17 protein-coding genes and 2 pseudogenes are annotated in these 18,832 nt (G+C 67.0%); 8 read left to right on the forward strand and 11 right to left on the reverse strand.

What is annotated here, in order from left to right:
* Positions 1 to 657 carry an alpha/beta hydrolase gene (locus tag GKE62_RS00735; RefSeq protein WP_154690582.1) on the reverse strand — a complete coding sequence of 219 codons (657 nt, stop codon included), beginning with the start codon at positions 655 to 657 and terminating at the stop codon, positions 1 to 3.
* A 126-nt stretch (positions 658 to 783) separates the two neighbouring features.
* Here GKE62_RS00735 and GKE62_RS00740 point away from each other — a divergent pair, with 126 nt between their 5' ends.
* The 4 genes and pseudogenes from GKE62_RS00740 to parC all read left to right on the forward strand — a co-directional run bounded on the left by GKE62_RS00740 (position 784) and on the right by parC (position 5,591).
* Positions 784 to 1,854: a cysteine desulfurase family protein gene (locus tag GKE62_RS00740; protein WP_154690583.1), complete on the forward strand. Its 1,071-nt coding sequence runs from the start codon at positions 784 to 786 to the stop codon at positions 1,852 to 1,854.
* A pseudogene (locus GKE62_RS00745) lies at positions 1,851 to 2,927 on the forward strand (cysteine desulfurase family protein); the annotation flags it as partial. The gene GKE62_RS00740 and the pseudogene GKE62_RS00745, both read left to right, overlap by 4 nt.
* Positions 2,928 to 3,263: a 2Fe-2S iron-sulfur cluster-binding protein gene (locus GKE62_RS18670; RefSeq protein WP_255453621.1), complete on the forward strand. Its 336-nt coding sequence runs from the start codon at positions 2,928 to 2,930 to the stop codon at positions 3,261 to 3,263. It begins immediately after the preceding pseudogene.
* 42 nt (positions 3,264 to 3,305) lie between these two features.
* The gene (gene parC, locus GKE62_RS00750) at positions 3,306 to 5,591 is read left to right on the forward strand and encodes a DNA topoisomerase IV subunit A (protein ID WP_154690584.1); all 2,286 of its coding nucleotides are present in this window, start codon (positions 3,306 to 3,308) and stop codon (positions 5,589 to 5,591) included.
* Between the two features lie 4 nt (positions 5,592 to 5,595).
* On the opposite strand, the gene GKE62_RS00755 is transcribed toward parC, so the two are convergent.
* From GKE62_RS00755 to GKE62_RS00790, 8 genes are all read right to left on the reverse strand, one after another.
* On the reverse strand, positions 5,596 to 5,958 hold the full coding sequence (locus tag GKE62_RS00755) for a hypothetical protein (RefSeq protein WP_154690585.1): 363 nt from the start codon (positions 5,956 to 5,958) through the stop codon (positions 5,596 to 5,598).
* Positions 5,918 to 6,871, reverse strand: a complete 954-nt coding sequence (locus GKE62_RS00760) for an MFS transporter (protein ID WP_195908543.1) — start codon at positions 6,869 to 6,871, stop codon at positions 5,918 to 5,920. Before GKE62_RS00760 ends, GKE62_RS00755 begins: the two co-directional genes overlap by 41 nt.
* Positions 6,872 to 6,983: 112 nt before the next feature.
* A complete protein-coding gene (ygiD, locus tag GKE62_RS00765; RefSeq protein ID WP_154690587.1) occupies positions 6,984 to 7,787 on the reverse strand; it encodes a 4,5-DOPA dioxygenase extradiol in 804 nt (267 codons plus the stop codon).
* Positions 7,788 to 8,051: 264 nt separating this feature from the next.
* Entirely contained in the window at positions 8,052 to 9,233 is a 1,182-nt protein-coding gene (locus GKE62_RS00770; RefSeq protein WP_154690588.1) for a VWA domain-containing protein, read from the reverse strand.
* 4 nt (positions 9,234 to 9,237) lie between these two features.
* Positions 9,238 to 9,657 (reverse strand): GFA family protein, encoded by a 420-nt coding sequence (locus tag GKE62_RS00775; protein ID WP_230206836.1) that lies wholly within the window; start codon positions 9,655 to 9,657, stop codon positions 9,238 to 9,240.
* 4 nt (positions 9,658 to 9,661) lie between these two features.
* Positions 9,662 to 10,525, reverse strand: coding sequence for a MoxR family ATPase (locus GKE62_RS00780; RefSeq protein WP_154690589.1), 864 nt, complete (start codon positions 10,523 to 10,525; stop codon positions 9,662 to 9,664).
* Between the two features lie 75 nt (positions 10,526 to 10,600).
* On the reverse strand, positions 10,601 to 12,586 hold the full coding sequence (parE, locus tag GKE62_RS00785; RefSeq protein ID WP_154690590.1) for a DNA topoisomerase IV subunit B: 1,986 nt from the start codon (positions 12,584 to 12,586) through the stop codon (positions 10,601 to 10,603).
* A gap of 74 nt (positions 12,587 to 12,660) precedes the next feature.
* Complete coding sequence (locus GKE62_RS00790; protein ID WP_154690591.1) at positions 12,661 to 13,812, reverse strand: penicillin-binding protein activator; 1,152 nt, start codon at positions 13,810 to 13,812, stop codon at positions 12,661 to 12,663.
* Positions 13,813 to 13,854: 42 nt separating this feature from the next.
* Here GKE62_RS00790 and rsmI point away from each other — a divergent pair.
* The 4 genes and pseudogenes from rsmI to GKE62_RS00810 all read left to right on the forward strand — a co-directional run bounded on the left by rsmI (position 13,855) and on the right by GKE62_RS00810 (position 16,771).
* Positions 13,855 to 14,707, forward strand: a pseudogene (gene rsmI / locus GKE62_RS00795) (16S rRNA (cytidine(1402)-2'-O)-methyltransferase).
* The gene (locus tag GKE62_RS00800) at positions 14,704 to 15,060 is read left to right on the forward strand and encodes a YraN family protein (protein WP_154690592.1); all 357 of its coding nucleotides are present in this window, start codon (positions 14,704 to 14,706) and stop codon (positions 15,058 to 15,060) included. Before rsmI ends, GKE62_RS00800 begins: the two are co-directional and overlap by 4 nt.
* A gap of 106 nt (positions 15,061 to 15,166) precedes the next feature.
* Positions 15,167 to 16,129 carry a glutathione synthase gene (gshB, locus tag GKE62_RS00805; protein ID WP_154690593.1) on the forward strand — a complete coding sequence of 321 codons (963 nt, stop codon included), beginning with the start codon at positions 15,167 to 15,169 and terminating at the stop codon, positions 16,127 to 16,129.
* Between the two features lie 42 nt (positions 16,130 to 16,171).
* Positions 16,172 to 16,771, forward strand: a complete 600-nt coding sequence (locus GKE62_RS00810) for a DedA family protein (protein ID WP_154690594.1) — start codon at positions 16,172 to 16,174, stop codon at positions 16,769 to 16,771.
* Here GKE62_RS00810 and GKE62_RS00815 read toward each other — a convergent pair.
* Together GKE62_RS00815 and hemW are read right to left on the reverse strand one after the other, a co-directional pair.
* The gene (locus GKE62_RS00815) at positions 16,768 to 17,658 is read right to left on the reverse strand and encodes a tyrosine recombinase XerC (protein ID WP_154690595.1); all 891 of its coding nucleotides are present in this window, start codon (positions 17,656 to 17,658) and stop codon (positions 16,768 to 16,770) included. The two genes, GKE62_RS00810 and GKE62_RS00815, sit on opposite strands and share 4 nt — an antisense overlap.
* Positions 17,655 to 18,806, reverse strand: coding sequence for a radical SAM family heme chaperone HemW (hemW, locus tag GKE62_RS00820; RefSeq protein ID WP_154690596.1), 1,152 nt, complete (start codon positions 18,804 to 18,806; stop codon positions 17,655 to 17,657). The genes GKE62_RS00815 and hemW overlap by 4 nt, the downstream gene beginning before the upstream one ends.
* Positions 18,807 to 18,832: the final 26 nt, after the last annotated feature.

Here is an 18,832-nt window from a genome sequence, read left to right on the forward strand (position 1 = left end):
CTACTTGATCGGGGAATCCGGCGAGAGGCGCATGTCGAGATAGTTGTCGACCGAGTGCATCATGTCGTCGATCTCGTTCTCGAAGAAGTGGTTGGCGCGCGGGATCTCGTCGTGATGGATCGTGATGTGCTTCTGGGTGCGCAGCTTGTCGACCAGCTTCTGCACCGCGTTGGGGGTGACGACGGTATCCTGCGCCGCCTGGACGATGATTCCGGATGCGGGGCAGGGGGCAAGGAAGCTGAAATCATACATGTTGGCGGGCGGGTTGACTGAGATGAACCCGCGGATTTCGGGCCGCCGCATCAGCAACTGCATCCCGATCAGCGCGCCGAAGCTGAACCCGGCGATCCACGTAGTCTGTGCCTCGGGGTGGATGGACTGCACCCAATCGAGCGCGGCTGCGGCGTCGGAAAGCTCGCCGATACCGTTGTCGAAGCTGCCCTGGCTGCGGCCCACCCCGCGAAAATTGAAGCGCAGCGTGGCAAACCCGCGCGCCACGAAGGTCTTGTAGAGCGCCTGAACAATCCGGTCGTTCATCGTGCCTCCGCCGTGGGGATGCGGATGAAGGATCATCGCAACCGGCGCACGCGGGCGCGGGGACGGCTGAAAACGGCCTTCGAGACGGCCTTCGGGACCGGGAAAGATAACTGAGGGCATGACGTTCCTGGTGTGCGACCGGTGCGAAGCGCGCGACGGGGCTGGATTAGAACCGCGCGCTATATAGAAACGACGCTCGTGAAAGCAACTTGAAGGACTCGCCGTCCCGCGCCGGGGCGATTTGGCATGACCGACAGGATCTATCTCGACCATGCCGCAACCACCCCGCTGCGCCCCGCGGCGGCCGAGGCGATGCGCGAGGGGTTCGCGATGTGGGCCAACCCGTCAAGCCCGCACCAGGCCGGGCGGGCGGCGCGGGCGGCGCTGGAAGATGCCCGTGAGCGGATCGCCGAAGCGTTCAAGTGGGACGGCGAGGTGATCTTCACCAGCGGCGCAAGCGAAGCGGCGGCGATCGCGATGAGCCGGGCCAATGCCAGCGAGCGTTTCGTCAGCGGGGTCGAACACGATGCCGTGCTCGCGGCCGCGCCCGGCGCGCCGCGACTGGCGATCCTGCCCGATGGCGCTGTCGATCAGGAGCGGATGGAAGCGGTGCTGGCCAAGGCGAGCAATCCGGTGGTCGCGATCCAGCGGATCAATTCGGAGACCGGCAATTCGCAGAACTTGGGCGATCTGGTCGAGAGTGTCCACGATGCCGGGGGCCTGATCGTCTGCGACGTTGCGCAGAACGCGGGCAAGTATCGGATGCCGCACGACATCGACATGGCGATCGTTGCCGCGCACAAGTTCGGCGGGCCGATCGGGGCCGGCGCGCTGCTGGTCCGCGAGTTCGAGATGCTGGCACCCGATGGCGGCCACGAACGCGGCTACCGCCGGGGGACCGAGAACCTGCCGGGCATTCTCGGCATGGCGGCCGCGCTGGAGGACTGCGACTATCCCTATCTGGGGCATGGACCCTGCGAGGCGATGATGCGCTTCGCCGACGATGTCCGCGCTGCGGGCGGAACCTGGCTTGGCGATCTGCTCGATGATCCGACCGCCTATATTCACGCCATCGCGATGCCGCGGCTGGCGGGCAGCGCGCAGCTAATGCGCTTCGACATGGCGGGAATCGCGATCAGCCAGGGCAGTGCATGCTCGTCAGGCAGCCTGCGCCGCAGTCATGTGTTGCAGGCGATGGGGCTCAGCGCCGATCTGGCCGACCGGACAATTCGGGTGAGTCTGGGGTGGACCACCACGAACGCCGATATCGAACGGTTCCGCGAGGTGTGGCTGGCGATGGCCGGGGATACGCGATGATCTACCTCGACTACCAGGCCACCACGCCGCTCGCGCCCGAGGCGCGCGAAACGATGCTGCCGTGGCTGAGCGGGCCGGAAGCGATGGGGTTCGCAAACCCGCATTCGCCGCACCGGCCCGGGCGCGCGGCGGCGGCTGCGGTCGAGGTGGCGCGCGAGCAGGTGGCGGGGCTGTTTCCGCCGGGCGGGCGCGTGATCTTCACCTCGGGCGCGACAGAGGCGCTCAATCTGGCGATCTTCGGCAGCGATACCAAGATCATGACGGTTTCTGCGGTCGAGCACGCGGCCGTGCTCGACACGGCGGAGGAATGGGATCCGTGCGCGGTCGTCCTGCCTGTCGATGGTGAAGGTATGGTCGATCCAGACGTACCGCTACGCGACGACCTCGGATTGATCGCGGTGATGCAGGTCAACAACGAAATCGGCACGATCCAGCCGATAGCCGCGCTCGCTCGCCGGGCCCGGGCGATGGGCGCGCTGTTCGTCTGTGACGCGGTGCAGGGTGCCGGCAAACTCGCGCCGCCCGCCGACACCGATTTGATCGCGGTTTCTGCGCACAAGATATACGGCCCAAAGGGCATCGGCGCGCTGTGGGTACGCGACGGGATCGAGCTGAGGCCGGCGACACGCGGCGGCGGACAGGAGCAAGGCTTGCGTTCGGGCACGCTCAGCCCGGCGCTGTGCGCAGGGTTCGGGGCCGCCGCGGCGCTTGCGCTAAAGCTGCGGACAAGCGAGGCACAGCATGTGGAAAACCTGTGGGAAACCTTGCGCGCGGCGCTCCCCGGATGGACGCTCAACGGCAGCGCCATCGCGCGCTGGAAGGGCAACCTCAACTTGCGCCGAGATGGCCTCGATGTCGCCCGCCTCATGTCGGACTGCCGCGAGCTTGCGTTCAGCGCGGGATCGGCCTGCGCCAGCGGATCGGGCCGTCCCAGCCACGTCCTGCGCGCGATCGGACTGAGCGATGCTCAGGCCAAGTCGTCGATCCGGCTCGGCTTCGGCCGCTACACCACGCTGGCCGAAGTGCAGGACGCCGCTGCGATGATCCGCGATGCCGCCGCGAGCCAGGGGCTTGTGAGCGTCACCGTCACGTTCGTCACCGAGAAGGGCGAGCGCGTGTCCGCCAGCGCCAAAGCGGGCGACCGCCTGCTCGAAGTAGGACAGGCGGCGGGAATGCCGCTCGAAGGCACCTGCGAGGGGCAGATGGCCTGCTCGACCTGTCACGTCATCGTCGCGCCCGAATGGTTCGATCGGCTGCCGCCCGCGGTCGACGACGAGGAAGACATGCTCGACCTCGCCGCTCAGGTCACCCGGACCAGCCGCCTGTCGTGCCAGATCGTCCTGAACCCCGCCCTTGATGGCCTGGAGGTGCGGATACCGGGCGAAGCTGTGGACATGCAGCGGCGCTGAGCCTTGGCGGGCCGAGTCCGCGCCTGCTAGGGCGGCGGCGCAATGCCCACCGACACCACCAGCCCCGATCCCTTCGACGCGATCGTCGATGCCCCGTTCGACAGCGCGCTGTCCGAGCGGTACCTCGTCTATGCGCTCTCGACGATCACCGCGCGTTCGCTGCCTGATCTGCGCGACGGGCTGAAGCCGGTGCACCGCCGCCTGCTCTGGGCGATGCGCCAGCTCAGGCTCGATCCCGGACAGGCCTACAAGAAATCGGCGCGCGTGGTCGGCGACGTCATCGGCAAGTACCATCCGCACGGCGATCAGTCGGTCTACGACGCGATGGTCCGGCTCGCGCAGGATTTTTCGCTACGCTATCCGCTGGTCGAGGGGCAGGGCAACTTCGGCAACATCGACGGCGATAACCCTGCCGCCTATCGCTACACCGAAGCGCGCCTGACGAGGACCGCGATCCAGTTGATGGCCGGTCTCGAAGACGGCACGGTCGACTACCACCCGACCTACAACGGCGAGGACGAAGAGCCCGAGATATTTCCCGGGCTGTTTCCCAACCTGATCGCTAACGGGTCGAGCGGGATCGCGGTCGGCATGGCCACCAACATTCCGAGCCACAACGTAGCCGAGATCGTCGACGCCACGCTGCTGCTGATCGACAACCCCCACGCCGAGCATGCCGAGCTGATGCAGGTGTTCCACGGTCCCGACTTCGCCACCGGCGGAGTGGTGGTCGACAGCCCCGCGGCGATCTCAGCTGCCTATGAGACCGGCAAGGGCGCGATCCGGCTGCGCGGCCGGTTCTCGATCGGGCGCGGCAAGGACGGCGTGTGGGAGGACAGCGGCGTCGAGAAGCTGGCGGGCGGCCAGTGGCAGCTGGTGATCAGCGAAATCCCGTACCAGGTGCAGAAGGGCAAGCTGATCGAGCAGATCGCCCAACTGATCGCCGATCGCAAACTGCCGATCCTCGAGGATATCCGCGACGAGAGCGACGAGGCGATCCGGCTCGTGTTCGTGCCGAAAAGCCGCAACGTCGATCCCGAACTGCTCAAGGAATCGCTCTACAAGCTGACCGATCTGGAATCCCGCTTCGGGCTCAACCTCAACGTTCTCGACGCCGGACGCACGCCCGGCGTGCTCAGCCTCAAGCTGGTGCTCCAGGAATGGATCAAGAGCCAGATCGAGATTCTGATCCGCCGCTCGCAACACCGCCTGGAAAAGATCGCGGCGCGGCTCGAGCTGGTCGAAGGCTTCATCGTCGCCTTTCTGAACCTTGACCGGATCATCGCGATCATCCGCACCGAGGACGAGCCCAAGCCGGTGATAATGGCCGAGTTTGAATTGACCGACCGCCAGGCCGAAGCGATCCTCAATATGCGGCTGCGGAGCTTGCGCAAACTAGAGGAAATGGAGCTGCGCAAGGAGCACTCCGACCTGTTGGCCGAGCGCGACGAGCTTCAGAAGCTGCTCGAAAGCCCGGCGCGCCAGCGCACCCGGCTCAAGCGCGATCTGGCCGCGTTGCGCAAGGACTACGCCGAAGACACCTTGCTCGGCCGCCGCCGCACCACCATCGCCGAGGCCGCGCCGACGCGCGAGTTCAGCATGGACGCGATGATCGAGAAGGAGCCGGTGACGGTTATCCTCTCGGCCCGTGGGTGGATTAGGGCGGCCAAGGGCCACGAACCGCTCGATCGCGAGTTCAAGTTCAAGGAAGGCGACGGCCCCGCCTTCGCGCTCCACGCCCAGACCACCGACAAACTGCTGATCGCGGCGGACAACGGGCGGTTTTATACCTTGGGCGCCGACAAACTCCCCGGCGCGCGCGGCTTCGGCGAACCGCTACGGACGATGCTCGACATAGATCCGGAAGCCCAGGTGGTGGCGCTTCTGGTTCACAAGCCTAAGGCACAGTTGCTGCTGGCCTCGAATGTTGGGCGCGGGTTCGCCGCCGAAAGCGACGAACTTCTGGCCGAGACCCGCAAGGGCAGGGGCGTGGTCACCACCAAGCCCGGGGTCAAGCTGGCGGTTGTCCGCGAAATACCTCCCGAACACGACCACGTCGCCGTGGTCGGCGAAAATCGAAAGCTTGTGCTGTTCAATCTGGAGGAGCTGCCCGTAATGGCGCGCGGGCAGGGCGTGACGCTGCAACGCTACAAGGACGGTGGCCTGGCCGACGCGACCACGCTGAGGCTGGAGGACGGGCTGAGCTGGAAGATGGGCGGCGAGACGGGGCGGACGCGGACCGAGAGCGATATGCGCTTGTGGAAGGTGGCGCGGGGGGCTGCCGGGAGATTGCCTCCGGGCGGGTTTCCCCGGGACAACAAGTTCTAACGCGTCAGGCCAGCGCCAGTTCGGGAGCCGCGTTTCGCCGTACCGGCGCGCTTTCGGGCAGGAACATACCGGCAATCGCTGCGATGAGGGCGACCGCAGTCAGGTACCAGCAGATCGACAGGGGATCGCCGGTGACGTGGATCAGCCATTCCAGCACGAGCTGCGTGGTGCCGCCGACCAAGGTGACCGGCAGGGTGTAGATCAGCGCGAGTGACGTCGCGCGGGTTTGCTGCGGCAGCATCTCCGCGATAGCCGCGTAGATCGCTCCTGCGCCAATCGCCACGGGCATGACCAACAGCGCGGCAGCGGCGATGGTCACCGCAGGCTCAGGAGAGGCCAGTTGCCAGCTCAGTATTGGCGTGATCATCGCAGCGTAGAGCAATCGGCTTGCCCACGATGAACGGTTTGCGTCCGAAGCGATCGCTCAGCGCGCCGCCGCCCAGCGAAAATATCAAGCCGATCACGTATCCGGAAACCTGCCCCGCGAGCGCGACGCTCGGTGGGAAATTCAGCTTCGACTGCACATAGCTGGCCTGATAATTGAATGCGTAGGTTGAAATCGTCCCCGATGCGATGAGGATGCAGCCGATCACGCAAGTCCGTATGTATGACGCGTCAGCAGGCGGGGACAGCACCGGCCTGGCGGCATCGCCGTGGGTTTCAGGAATGGATTTCCGAATGACCAATGCGAAGGGAACGATCACCAGACCCGCGCCAAGCGCTATTCGCCATCCAAAGGTTTGAAGGTCTTGTGCGGACATCGTCAGGCTGATCATGAGACCTACGGCCGCGCCGCAAGCTCCAGAGATCTGCTGGCTGGCCTGCTGCCAGCTGATCACCCACCCGCGACGATGCTGGGCGGAAGCTTCGATCATGTAGCTGGAGGCAGCGCCCACCTCACCGCCTAGGGCGAATCCCTGAACCAGCCGTGCAACAATCGCGAGCACCGGCGCCGCGATTCCAATCGTCGCGTAGCCCGGGGTGAAAACCAGCATGCTCGTGCCCAAGCCCATCAACACCATGCTGAGCATCAGGACGGGCTTTCGACCGGTGCGATCTGACAGGCGGCCGAGATACCAGGCCCCGACCGGGCGAGCCAGGAAGCCGGCGCCAAAAGTAGCGAACGAGGCCATCAACGTGGCATAATCGCTGCTCGATGGAAAAAAGGTCCGGCCGATCTGGATCGCGAAGAAGGTGAAGGTGACGAAGTCGTAGAACTCGAGCGCGTTGCCGACACCTGCCGCGGCCACGGCGCGCCGTGCTTCGCGCTTGTCGAACATCTCGCTGCCTGAGGCTGCCTGCGAAGCTTCGGACATGGTGCCCCCCCGGTGCCACGCGCATGACCGTCAAGGTCCGCCGCCTCGCGCAGGGGAACACGCAACCACGCGCGCGTCAATGCGAGGGCTGAAGCGCCAAAACGTCTCCGACAGCGACAGACGTCATCGAGAGCGCCCCATCCAGCGTATCGTTGAAGATCGCCACCTCATCCCCCGGCAGCCTTGCGCCCGCGGCGTAGAGCAGCGGCAGGAAATGCTCGCCGCTGTTTACCGCGAATGTGGCGGGTTCATCGCTCAGCGCTGCGGCGGAAAGAAGTGGGGCTTCGTCACCGACCGCCAGCGCGGCGTTGATCTCCTCGCGGAACGCCAGCGCCCACTCGGGCTGCGTCCCCGCCACCTGTCGCCACAGCGCCAGGTTGTGGACCACATTGCCGCTGGCGACGATCAGCACACCCTCGTCGCGCAACGGCGCGAGCTTGCCGCCCAGCGCAAGATGTTCGGCCGGTGTCAGCGAGCGGTCGAGGCTCATTGCCACCAGCGGAATGTCGGCCTCCGGGTACATCGGCTGGAGCACGCCCCACACGCCGTGATCGAAACCCCAGGTATCGTCCCGGACGATGCGATCCTCGCCGAGCAATTCCCCGACGCGATCCGCCAGCCATGCCGAACCCGGCGCGGGGTAGCGGATGTCAAAGAGTTCCTGCGGGAAACCGCGAAAGTCGTGGATCGTACGAGGGTTTTCGCCGGCCGTCAGGTGCGTCCGGCCGTGCGTTTCCCAGTGCGCGGTGATCGCCAGGATTGCGCGAGGGCGGGGCAACGTGCGGCCCAGTTCCTGCCACGCGCGGCGTTCGGGGCCATCGGTGATCGTGGTCATCGGCGAGCCGTGGCCGAGAAACAGGGCGGGGAGGCGTTGGGTCATGAGAGGCTAGGTGGCCAGCGCCTGGAACGGTTCAAGGCACACCGGTGATACCGCCGAATTCATTTTCCTACAGGGGCGCCAGCAGCGTACGCGAGATTCATGGTTTGTTCGCAAGACCAGTCGATGAGGAGCCGTCTCGGGTGGCGGCGCCGACGCTCCACGCCCCTCGTTCCCGAAGGCCACAGCGCCTTTAGAAAAAGTGCAATCCGCGCAGAGGTTTACCGGCGAAAGTCACAGGTTTTAAAACGCCGTATCGCGGTCCACTCAATGCTTCTTGCGCGTGAGTTCCCGCATCGCATCGTCGAGCCCGGCCAGGGTCAGCGGGAACATGCTGCCGCCGACCATGTCCTTGATCATCTTGGTGGATTGCGAATAGCCCCACTGCTTTTCGGGCACCGGATTGAGCCAGACCGTCGCCGGATAGATGTGAGCGACGCGATCGACCCACACCGCGCCCGATTCTTCGTTGAAGTGCTCGACCGAGCCGCCGGGGTGGCTGATCTCGTAGGGACTCATCGCGGCGTCGCCGATGAAGATGACTTTGTAGTCGTGGCCGAACTTATGGAGGATGTCCCAGGTCGGGGTTCGTTCAGACCAGCGGCGGCGGTTGTCCTTCCACACGCTCTCATAGAGGCAGTTGTGGAAGTAGAAGAACTCGAGGTTCTTGAACTCGGAGCTTGCTGCGGAAAACAGCTCTTCGCACAGCTTGATCCACGGATCCATCGAGCCGCCGACGTCGAGGAACAGCAGCACCTTGACCGCATTGTGCCTTTCGGGCCGCATGTGGATGTCGAGCCAGCCCTGGCGCGCGGTGCCGTCGATCGTCGCGTCGAGATCGAGCTCCTCGGCGTTGCCTTCGCGGGCGAAGCGGCGCAGGCGGCGCAGCGCGATCTTGATGTTGCGGGTGCCGAGTTCGCGGGTGTTGTCGAGGTTGGCGAACTCGCGCTTTTCCCAGACTTTAAGCGCGCGCTTGTGTTTGCTTTCGCCGCCGATGCGGACGCCTTCGGGATTGTAGCCCGAATTGCCGTAGGGCGAGGTACCGCCGGTACCGACCCACTTGTTGCCGCCCTGATGCCGTTTCTGCTGTTCTTCCAAACGCTTCTTGAGCGTCTCCATGATCTCTTCCCAGGAACCAAGCGCCTTAATAGCCTCCATCTCCTCGGGGCTGAGGAACTTCTCGGCGACGGCCTTCAGCCAGTCCTCGGGGACATCGACCGGCTTCTGGCCATAGTCTGTGAGCAGGCCCTTGAAGACCTTGTTGAACACCTGGTCGAAGCGGTCGAGCAGGCCCTCGTCCTTCACGAAGGTCGCGCGGCTGAGATAGTAGAACGCCTCGGGCGTCTGGTCGATCACGTCCTTGTCGAGCGCCTCGAGCAGCGTCAGGTGCTCCTTGAACGAAGCCTTTATCCCCGCCTCGCGCAACTCGTCGATGAAGTTGAAGAACATCGCGTCAGTCCTTGGCCGGCGGAGGTGGCGGGGCCTTGGGAAAGTTCGGCAGGCGTGCATCGGGCGCTGCCCAGCGCGGAGCGCTGCTGGTCCAGATCACAGCTTGCGGCGCGAACAGATCGCTGTCGTCGAGAATGCTCACCCGCACTCCGCTCAAGTGCGGCGCGCCCGAGCCTTTGGTGAAGACGTGCGAACCGCATTTCGGACAGAACGCGCGGTGCGTGGTGTTGCCGCTGTCGGCGATGCTTTCGTACCAGTTCAGGGCACCCGTATGGGCGATGTCATCGACGCGGAAGAAGGCGTTGGTTGTACCGTTGCCGCCGCCGAACTTCTGGCAATCACGGCACCAGCAAGTCCGCGCGCCGATCGCGTCGCCCGCGATCGAGAGCGTCACCGCGCCGCATAGGCACCGCCCGGTGTGCACTTGCCTACCCCTGCCGCCGCGCCATGAATGCGAGCTTCTCGAAAAGCATCACATCCTGCTCGTTCTTGAGCAGCGCGCCGTGCAAGGGCGGAATGGCCTTGGCCGGATCGCGGTTCTGGAGGACGTCGAGCGGCATGTCTTCGTTCAGCAGCAGCTTGAGCCAGTCGAGCAGTTCGCTGGTGCTCGGCTTCTTCTTGAGCCCCGGTACCTCACGGACCTCGTAGAAGATGTCCATCGCCTTGCTGACGAGAATCTTCTGAATGTTTGGGAAGTGGACGTCGATGATCGCCTGCATCGTGTCGCGGTCGGGAAATTTGATGTAGTGGAAGAAGCAGCGGCGCAGGAACGCGTCGGGCAGCTCCTTCTCGTTGTTGCTGGTGATGACCACGATCGGACGTTCGCGCGCCTCGATACGTTCGTGGGTCTCGTAGACGTCGAAGCTCATCCGATCGAGTTCCTGGAGCAGGTCGTTGGGGAACTCGATGTCGGCCTTGTCGATCTCGTCGATCAGCAGCACGGGCAGCTTGGGTGCGGTGAATGCTTCCCACAGCTTGCCGCGGCGGATGTAGTTGGAGATGTCGTGGACCCGCTCGTCGCCGAGCTGGCCGTCGCGAAGGCGGGCGACCGCGTCGTACTCATACAGGCCCTGCTGCGCCTTGGTGGTCGACTTGACGTTCCACTCGATCAGCGGCGCGCCGACCGCCTTGGCGATCTCGTGCGCCAGAACCGTCTTTCCGGTGCCCGGCTCGCCCTTGACCAGCAGGGGCCGGCGCAGAAGGACCGCGGCGTTGACCGCGACCTTGAGATCGTCGGTCGCGACGTAATCCTTGGTGCCTTCGAAGCGCTGGGTTTGCGTAAGGGTGGTCATCTTCGCCCGAGTCCTGTTCGTTTAACCGTTCGGTTAAGCGGATAGGTTGCGGGCTGCTACCTTGCAAGCCGAGAATCAAGCGTCGATCAGCTCCGGGTCGAGTTCCCCGGCGCGGTTCTGGATGAAGTGAAAGCGTTGCGCGGGATCGCGGCCCATCAGGCGATCGACCAGGTCCTTGACCGCCGCGCGGCCCTCGGCCTCGGGGGGCAGGGTGACCTTGAGCAAGCCGCGCGTCGCCGGGGCCATCGTGGTTTCGCGCAGCTGCGAGGGGTTCATCTCGCCCAGCCCCTTGAACCGGGCGACATCGACCTTCTTGCCCTTGAACGTCGTGCGTTCGAGTTCGGCGCGGTGGGCGTCGTCGCGGGCGTAGGCGGAGGTCGCCCCGGACGTCAGCCGATAGAGCGGGGGCTGCGCCAGATACAGGTGCCCGCGGCGGACGATGTCGGGCATCTCCTGGAAGAAGAAGGTCATCAGCAGCGTGGCGATGTGGGCGCCGTCGACATCGGCGTCGGTCATGATGATCACCCGGTCGTAGCGCAAGTTGTCGGCGTTGCAGTCCTTGCGGGTGCCGCAGCCGAGCGCGAGGCCGAGGTCGGCGATCTCGCTGTTGGCGCGGATCTTGTCGGCGGTGGCGCTGGCGACGTTGAGGATCTTGCCGCGGATCGGCAGGATCGCCTGGGTCTTGCGGTCGCGCGCCTGCTTGGCGCTGCCGCCCGCGCTGTCGCCCTCGACGATGAACAGCTCGGTCTCGCCGCTGCCTTCGCCGCTGCAATCGGTAAGCTTGCCGGGCAGCCGCAGCTTGCGCGCGTTGGTCGCGGTCTTGCGCTTGATCTCGCGCTCCGCCTTGCGCGCGAGGCGCTCGTCCATCCGCTCCATCACGTGGGCGAGCAGCGCCTTACCGCGGTCCATGTTGTCGGCGAGGAAATGGTCGAAGTGGTCGCGCACCGCGTTCTCGACCAGCCGCGCGGCCTCGGGGCTGGTCAGGCGGTCCTTGGTCTGGCTCTGGAACTGCGGCTCGCGGATGAACAGCGAGAGCATGATCTCGCTGCCGGTGACGATGTCCTCGGGCGCGATGTCCTTGGCCTTCTTCGCCCCGACGAGATCGGCGAAGGCGCGGATGCCCTTGACCAGCGCGGCGCGCAGCCCCTGTTCGTGGGTGCCGCCGTCGGGGGTCGGGATGGTGTTGCAATACCAACTGTAGGCGCCGTCGGACCACAACGGCCAGGCGATCGCCCATTCGACTCGCCCCGCCGCGTCGCCCGGAAACTCATGGCTGCCGCTGAAGGCCTTGGTGGTCACGCACTCGCGCGTGCCGATCTGTTCGGCAAGGTGATCGGCGAGCCCGCCGGGAAACTGGAACACCGCCTCGGTCGGGGTATCGTCGGCTATCAACGCGGGCGCGCACTTCCAGCGGATTTCGACCCCGGCGAACAGGTAGGCCTTCGAGCGGGCGAGGCGGAACAGCCGCTGCGGCTTGAACTTCGCATCCTCGCCGAAGATTTCGATGTCGGGGACGAAGGTGACGGTGGTGCCGCGACGATTGGGGGTGGCGCCGATCGTCTTGAGCGGACCCAAAGGCAAGCCGCGCGAAAATTCCTGCGCGTAGAGTTCCTTGTTGCGCGCGACCTCGACGCGGGTGTGGCTCGACAGCGCATTGACCACGCTGACCCCCACGCCGTGCAGGCCCCCGCTGGTGGCATATGCTTTCCCCGAGAACTTGCCGCCCGAATGGAGCGTAGTCAGGATCACCTCGAGGGCCGACTTGCCGGGGAACTTGGCGTGCTCGTCGACCGGCATGCCACGGCCGTTGTCGCTGATCGTCAGCCTGTTGCCCGGCTCGAGCGTAACCTCGATGCGGTTGGCGTGCCCCGCCACCGCCTCGTCCATCGCGTTGTCGAGGACCTCTGCGGCAAGATGGTGGAGCGCGCGCTCGTCGATCCCGCCGACGTACATCCCCGGGCGGCGGCGCACCGGCTCGAGCCCTTCGAGAACCTCGATCGCGCCGCTATCGTAATCGCTGCCGGTGCCGGCGGGGAGTTTGTCGAACAGGTCCTTGGCCATGCCTGGCGGCTAACCGCGCGCGGGCGCTTCGACAAGCATCCGGCGCGCGGTAGTTTGGGACAACCTGCGCGGGATCAGTTGCCGAAGCGGGTGGGAGCAGGGGCGACGATCCCGCCGCCGACCTCGCGGACCTCCCACGCGCGCTCGGCGACATTGTCGTCGGCGAAGCGGAACGCCCCGTCGAGGCCGAGAAAACCGCCGCGATCGCCCAGCTTGCGCGTGGGGAACAGGCTGCCCGGCTTCCAATCGCGCGCGACGTTGAGCGTCAGCAGCACCCCGTCATAGCCCAAGGTGGCGATGCGATAGGGCGACGCGCCGAAGCGCGCCTTGTAGCTGGAGACGAACTTGGCGTAGCGCGCGTCGGATACGGCGGCGAACCAGGCTCCGCGCAGCGCGGGCGTGGCGAGCACGGTGCTTTCCCCGGCCCACAGCTCGGTGCCCAGGATGCGCGGGGCGACCGCCCCGACCGCCTTGAGCATCGGCGCGGCGCGCACCGCCATCCGCGCGCCATCGGCGATCAGCACCGCCTCGTAGCCGCCCTTGGCCTTGAGCCTTCCCGCCGCGCTGGTGATCGAGGTGTTGCCGCGATCGTAGGGTTCGCTGGCGACGATGCTACCGCCCGCGGCGCGCACCGCGGCGGTGTAGGCGCCAGCGGCGCGCTGGCCGTATTCGCCGCCCGGCGCCAGCATGGCGAAGCGGCTCATGCCCTTGGCCCGGGCGAACGAGACCACGCGCGCCACCGCTTGCGCGGGAACGTGGCCGAGCACGAACACGTCCTCGGCGGCCACGCTGCTGTCGTTGGAGAACGTGATCATCGGCACGTGCGCGGGGCGGGCCATCGCGGCGACGGTGCGCACGTCCTCGTTGAGCAACGGCCCCAGGATCAGCTTGTTGCCGTCGGCCAGCGCCCGCGACGCGGCGCTCTGCGCACCGGTGGCGGTATCGTAGGTGGTGATCCGCAGGTTCTGGGCATTGGTATCGAGCAGCGCCATCGTCGTCGCGTTGGCCAGGCTCTGGCCCACCCCGGCGTTGGTGCCCGACAGGGGAACCAGCAAGGCGATGCGGTGGCGTTCGCGGTCGGTCGGCAGGGTGCTGCCCGGTGCTTCGGTCGCGACCGGCCCCGGTCCGCTGACCGGCGGGCCCTTGGGGATGACCTTGCACCCGGCGACCAGCACGATCGCGCTCGCCAGCGCCAGGTTGCGCAACAGCGCCCTCTTCTCGATCATTGCTTGCCGCTCCCCGCGTGACTGGTCCATGGACGGGCGCGCATGAGCCAAACGCCTGAACCTTCGCTGAAAGCTGGCCTCTACATCGTCGCCACGCCGATTGGCAATCTCGGCGACATCACCCACCGCGCAGCGGAGACGTTGCGAGGCGTGGCTGCGGTGGCCTGCGAGGATACCCGGGTGACGGGCAAGCTGCTCCACCATCTCGGCGCGAAGACGCGGATGATCCGCTATGACGATCACGCCGACGAGCGGGCGCGCGAGGGCATTCTCGGGCTGGCGACGGACGCCGCGGTCGCCCTCGTCAGCGACGCCGGAACGCCGTTGATCTCCGATCCCGGGTTTCGCCTGGTCCGCGAGGCGCGCGAGCGGGGGAATCGCGGTGACCAGCCTGCCCGGGCCGAGCGCGGGAATCGTCGCGCTGACGCTTGCCGGCCTGCCGACCGACCGGTTTCTGTTCGCGGGGTTTCTGCCACCCAAAGCCAAGGCGCGGGGCGAGGCGCTTGAGGAATTGGCGACTGTTCGCGCGACTTTGGTCTTTTACGAATCCGGGCCGCGCCTCGTCGCCTCGCTCGATGCGATCGGCGCCGCCTTGCCCGGACGCGCCGTCGCGGTCGCGCGCGAATTGACCAAGCTGTTCGAGGATTGCCGCACCGGCAGTGCGACCGAACTCGCCGATCATTATCGCGAGCACCCGGCGAAGGGCGAAATCGTGCTGCTGGTCGGACCGCCGCTGGCCGGTGAGGGCGCGCCCGACGAGGGCGAGATCGACAAACTTCTCGTCGCGGCCCTGGCGAACGCCAAGCCTTCGCACGCCGCGGGCGAAGTCGCGCGCATGCATGGGCTGGACCGCAAGGCGCTGTATGCCCGCGCGCTGGAGTTGCAGGGCCGATGACCGCGCGGCGCATTCAGGCCGAACGACGCGGCCACCGCGGCGAGCGCCTCGCCGCATGGTGGCTGCGGCTGCACGGCTGGCGGATCGTGGGCGAACGGCTGCGCGTTTCGGTCGGGGAGGTCGATCTGGTCGCCAGGCGCGGGCGGACCGTGGCGTTCGTCGAGGTCAAGTGGCGCGCAACCGCCGCCGAGCGCGATTTGGCGATCGATGCGCGGCGGCTGAAGCGCGTCGCCCGCGCGGCCGAAGCGCTGGCCCCGCGGTTCGCCCGCGACGGCGAAGACATCCGCATCGATGTGCTGCTGCTTGCGCCCCGCCACTGGCCACGCCACATCGCCAACGCCTGGCAGCCTTAGCGTTGCGCGCGATCGCTCGACTTCGCTCGGGATGAGCGGATAGGGGGTCTTATACCAAGCCCGCTCATGTCGAGCGAAGTCGAGACATCACACACAAGGCCCGCCCATGACAATCCGTGTCGCCGTCCAGATGGACCCGCTGCCCTCGATCCAGATCGGGGGGGATTCGAGCTTCGCGCTGATGCTCTCGGCGCAGGAGCGGGGGCATGAGCTGTACTACTACGACGTCCGCGACCTGTCGTGGAAGGATGGCCGGGTGCTCGCGTGGGCAGCGCCCGCGACGGTCCAGCACGTGCCGGGCGATCACTACAAGCTGGGCGAATTCCGCTCGCTCGATCTCGGGCGCGACGCCGATGTCGTGCTGATGCGGCAGGATCCGCCGTTCGACATCGGCTATCTCACCGGCACCTGGCTGCTCGAACGGATAGCCGGCGAGACGCTGGTGGTCAACGACCCGCGAAGCGTGCGCGATGCGCCGGAGAAGGTCTTCGTGCTCGACTACGCGCGGTTCATGCCGCCGACGCTGGTCACCCGGCGGCTCGAGGACGTCCGCGCGTTTCATGCAGAGCACGGCGAGATCGTGGTCAAGCCGCTCCACGGCAACGCCGGCAAGGCGGTGTTCCGGATCGGCCGCGACGGCGCCAACATGGCTGCGCTGGTCGAGCTGTTCGGGCAGGTCTGGCCCGAACCGTTCATGGTCCAGCAGTTCCTTCCCGACGTCACCGCGGGCGACAAGCGGATCGTGCTGGTCGACGGCGAGGTCGCGGGCGCGATCAACCGCAAGCCGGGGGAGGGCGAGTTCCGTTCCAACCTGGCCGCAGGCGGCTATGCCGAGGCGACCGTGCTGACGGTCGAGGAGCGGGAAATCTGCGCCGCGCTCGGGCCGGAACTCAAGCGCCTGGGGTTGGTGTTCGTGGGGATCGACGTGATCGGCGGGCGGTGGCTGACCGAGATCAACGTCACCTCGCCGACCGGGATCGTCGCGATCGACAAGTTCAACGGCACCGACACGCCGGGTCTGATCTGGGACGCGATCGAGCGGCGGCTGGCGGAGCGGGCGGGCGCCTGATCGCGTCGCACCCGATTTTCTCTCCCGCGCGTTGAGCGCGCCATGGGCCAATGGATCATCGAGCTGATCGGGCGTGGCGGCTATTGGGGCATCGCGTTCCTCATGGCGTTGGAGAACGTCTTCCCGCCGATCCCGTCCGAGCTGATCATGGGCGTCGGCGGGCTCAACGTGGCGCGCGGGACGATGGCGTTTTGGCCGCTGCTGGCCGCCGGGACGATCGGCTCGACGCTGGGCAACTACGTGTGGTTCCTGGCCGGAGACCGCTTGGGCTATGCCCGGCTCCAGCCGTTCGTGCGCCGCTGGGGGAGGTGGCTGACGCTGGAATGGCGCGACGTGGAGCGCGCCGCCGCGTTCTTCCGCCGCCACGGCGAGTGGATCGTGTTCGGCTTGCGCTTCTCGCCGCTGCTGCGGACGATGGTCTCGCTGCCCGCGGGCCTCGCCCACATGAAGCACTGGAAGTTCCTGGTCTTCACCTTCGCCGGCGCGGCGGTGTGGAACGCGCTGCTGATCAAGGGCGGGCATCTGCTGGCGAACTACGGCGAGGCGGTGAACCGCTGGGCGGGGCCGGTCGTGCTGGGGTTCTTGACGCTCGCGGTGGGCGGTTACGTCTTGCGTGTGCTGACCTGGAAGCCCGAGGGCTAGGCCCGCGGGTGGGCGTTGCGGTAGGTGTCGAGCAGCGTCGCCGCATCGACCTGCGTGTAGATCTGGGTCGATCCGAGGCTGGCGTGGCCGAGCAGTTCCTGCAGGCTGCGCAAGTCCGCGCCTGCGCCGAGCAAGTGCGTCGCGAAGCTGTGGCGCAGCGCGTGCGGCGTGGCGGTGGCGGGCAAGCCCATCGCGACCCGCGCCCGCGCCATCGCCTTCTGGATCATCCCCGGCGCGAGCGGCCCGCCCTTCTCGCCGCGGAACAGCGCCGTGCCGGGCAGCAACGCAAAAGGTTGCGCCTGAGCGTAGGCATCCACCGCCTCGCGCACCGCCGGCAGGACGGGCACGACGCGCTGCTTGGCGCCTTTGCCGGTCACCCGCAGCGTCTCGCCGAGCGGGAGCGCATCGGCGGTCAGCGACAGCGCTTCGGCGATCCGCAGCCCCGCGCCGTAGAGCAGCAGCAACACCGCCCGGTCGCGCGCCCCGACCCATGCCGCGCTTGCGGCTTCAGCGACGGTATCGGCGATTCCCGAGGCGTCGTCGGGCGTGACGGGGCGGGGGATCCCCTTCTTGACGCGCGGACCGCGGATTCGCGGCGTGCCGTCTTCCCCCACGCCAGCGCGTTCGCGGGCGAAGGTCAGGAAGGCCTTGAGCGCCGAGAGTTCGCGCGCGGCGGAGGTGTTGACCAGCCCGTCGGCGCGCCGTGCGGCAAGGTGCCGGCGCAGCGCCGCGGTATCGATCCGGGCGAGAGCTTGCCAGTCGTCGGCGTCCACCGCCGCCACCAGTCGCGCCGCCGCTGCGCCGTAAGCCCGCACCGTGTGCGGCGAGCGGCGGCGGGCGTGGACGAGATGGCCGTTCCACTCGGCCAAGAGGTCATGCCTGCTCATGCCGATACCAGCGCGGCCGCGACGAGTTCGGCGAGCAGCGCGTCGAGCAGCGGCATGCCCGCGGGGGTCACGGTCAGGCGGCGGCCTGCCCGCTCGATCAGCCCTAGGCGTGCATACAGCCCCACCTTTTCCGGCACCACCAGCGTATCCGCGGTAAAGCCGAAGCGGTCGGCGATCGCGCCAAGGTCGATGCCTTCGCCCAACCGCAGTCCCATCAGCAGCGCCTCGGCGGCCTGTTCGGCGGCGCTCAGCGAAGTCTCGCCGTTCAGCCCATGGCCTTGCCGCGCCACCGCCTCCAGCCAGTTCTCCGGCTTCTTGTGGCGCAACGTGGCCATCCCGCCACGCCGCCCGTGCGCGCCCGGACCGACCCCGGCGTAGTCCGAATAGCGCCAGTAGGCGAGGTTGTGGCGGCTTTGCTCGCCGGGGCGGGCGTGGTTGCTGATTTCGTAGGCGGGGATGCCCGCGGCATCGGTCATCGCGCGGGTCAACGCGAACAGCTCGGCGGCCGGATCGTCGGCCAGCGGATCGAGCGAACCGTCGCGGACCAGCGTGGCGAAGCGCGTGCCCGGCTCGATGGTCAACTGGTAGAGCGAGAGGTGGCTGGTGCCGAAGCCGAGCGCGCGCGCCAGCTCGGCCTCCCACGCCGCGGGCGACTGGCCGGGCAGTGCATAGATCAGATCGAAGCTCACCCGCGCGAAGTGGCGCTGCGCAGTGGCCAGCGCGGCCAGGCCTTCGTCCACGTCGTGCAGCCGCCCGAGGAATTTCAGCGCGCGGTCATCGAGCGACTGCAAACCCAGCGACACCCGGTTGACCCCCGCGGCGGCGAGCGCGGCGAAGTTGGCCGCCTCGACCGAAGAGGGATTGGCCTCGAGCGTGATCTCAATGTCGTTTGCGACCTGCCAATGGCGAGCCGCGGCGTCGATCAGCGCCGCGACAGTTTCCGGCAGCATCAGCGAAGGCGTGCCGCCACCGAAAAAGATCGAACCCAGTTTCTGCCCGCCGGTCAGCGAAGCCTCGTGCGCCAGATCGGCGAGCAACGCATCGCGCCACGCTTTCTGATCGACGTCGGCCCGGACATGGCTGTTGAAATCGCAGTACGGGCATTTGCGCGCGCAAAATGGCCAGTGGATGTAGAGTGCGAGCGCCATAACGTTCTGTTTACACGACACCTTCG

The organism is Novosphingobium sp. Gsoil 351 (assembly GCF_009707465.1).
In the GTDB taxonomy this organism is placed as follows: domain Bacteria; phylum Pseudomonadota; class Alphaproteobacteria; order Sphingomonadales; family Sphingomonadaceae; genus Novosphingobium.

Coding starts and splice junctions, on each gene's coding strand:
- GKE62_RS00780 (WP_154690589.1), bottom strand. CDS start 10,525: ATGACCACCCTTACGCAAACCCAGCGCTTCGAAGGCACCAAGGATTAC.
- GKE62_RS00755 (WP_154690585.1), bottom strand. CDS start 5,958: ATGATCACGCCAATACTGAGCTGGCAACTGGCCTCTCCTGAGCCTGCG.
- GKE62_RS00815 (WP_154690595.1), bottom strand. CDS start 17,658: ATGAGCAGGCATGACCTCTTGGCCGAGTGGAACGGCCATCTCGTCCAC.
- parC (WP_154690584.1), top strand. CDS start 3,306: ATGCCCACCGACACCACCAGCCCCGATCCCTTCGACGCGATCGTCGAT.
- GKE62_RS00810 (WP_154690594.1), top strand. CDS start 16,172: ATGGGCCAATGGATCATCGAGCTGATCGGGCGTGGCGGCTATTGGGGC.
- GKE62_RS00735 (WP_154690582.1), bottom strand. CDS start 657: ATGCCCTCAGTTATCTTTCCCGGTCCCGAAGGCCGTCTCGAAGGCCGT.
- GKE62_RS00740 (WP_154690583.1), top strand. CDS start 784: ATGACCGACAGGATCTATCTCGACCATGCCGCAACCACCCCGCTGCGC.
- hemW (WP_154690596.1), bottom strand. CDS start 18,806: ATGGCGCTCGCACTCTACATCCACTGGCCATTTTGCGCGCGCAAATGC.
- GKE62_RS00770 (WP_154690588.1), bottom strand. CDS start 9,233: ATGTTCTTCAACTTCATCGACGAGTTGCGCGAGGCGGGGATAAAGGCT.
- GKE62_RS00790 (WP_154690591.1), bottom strand. CDS start 13,812: ATGATCGAGAAGAGGGCGCTGTTGCGCAACCTGGCGCTGGCGAGCGCG.
- ygiD (WP_154690587.1), bottom strand. CDS start 7,787: ATGACCCAACGCCTCCCCGCCCTGTTTCTCGGCCACGGCTCGCCGATG.
- gshB (WP_154690593.1), top strand. CDS start 15,167: ATGACAATCCGTGTCGCCGTCCAGATGGACCCGCTGCCCTCGATCCAG.
- parE (WP_154690590.1), bottom strand. CDS start 12,586: ATGGCCAAGGACCTGTTCGACAAACTCCCCGCCGGCACCGGCAGCGAT.
- GKE62_RS00800 (WP_154690592.1), top strand. CDS start 14,704: ATGACCGCGCGGCGCATTCAGGCCGAACGACGCGGCCACCGCGGCGAG.
- GKE62_RS00760 (WP_195908543.1), bottom strand. CDS start 6,871: ATGTTCGACAAGCGCGAAGCACGGCGCGCCGTGGCCGCGGCAGGTGTC.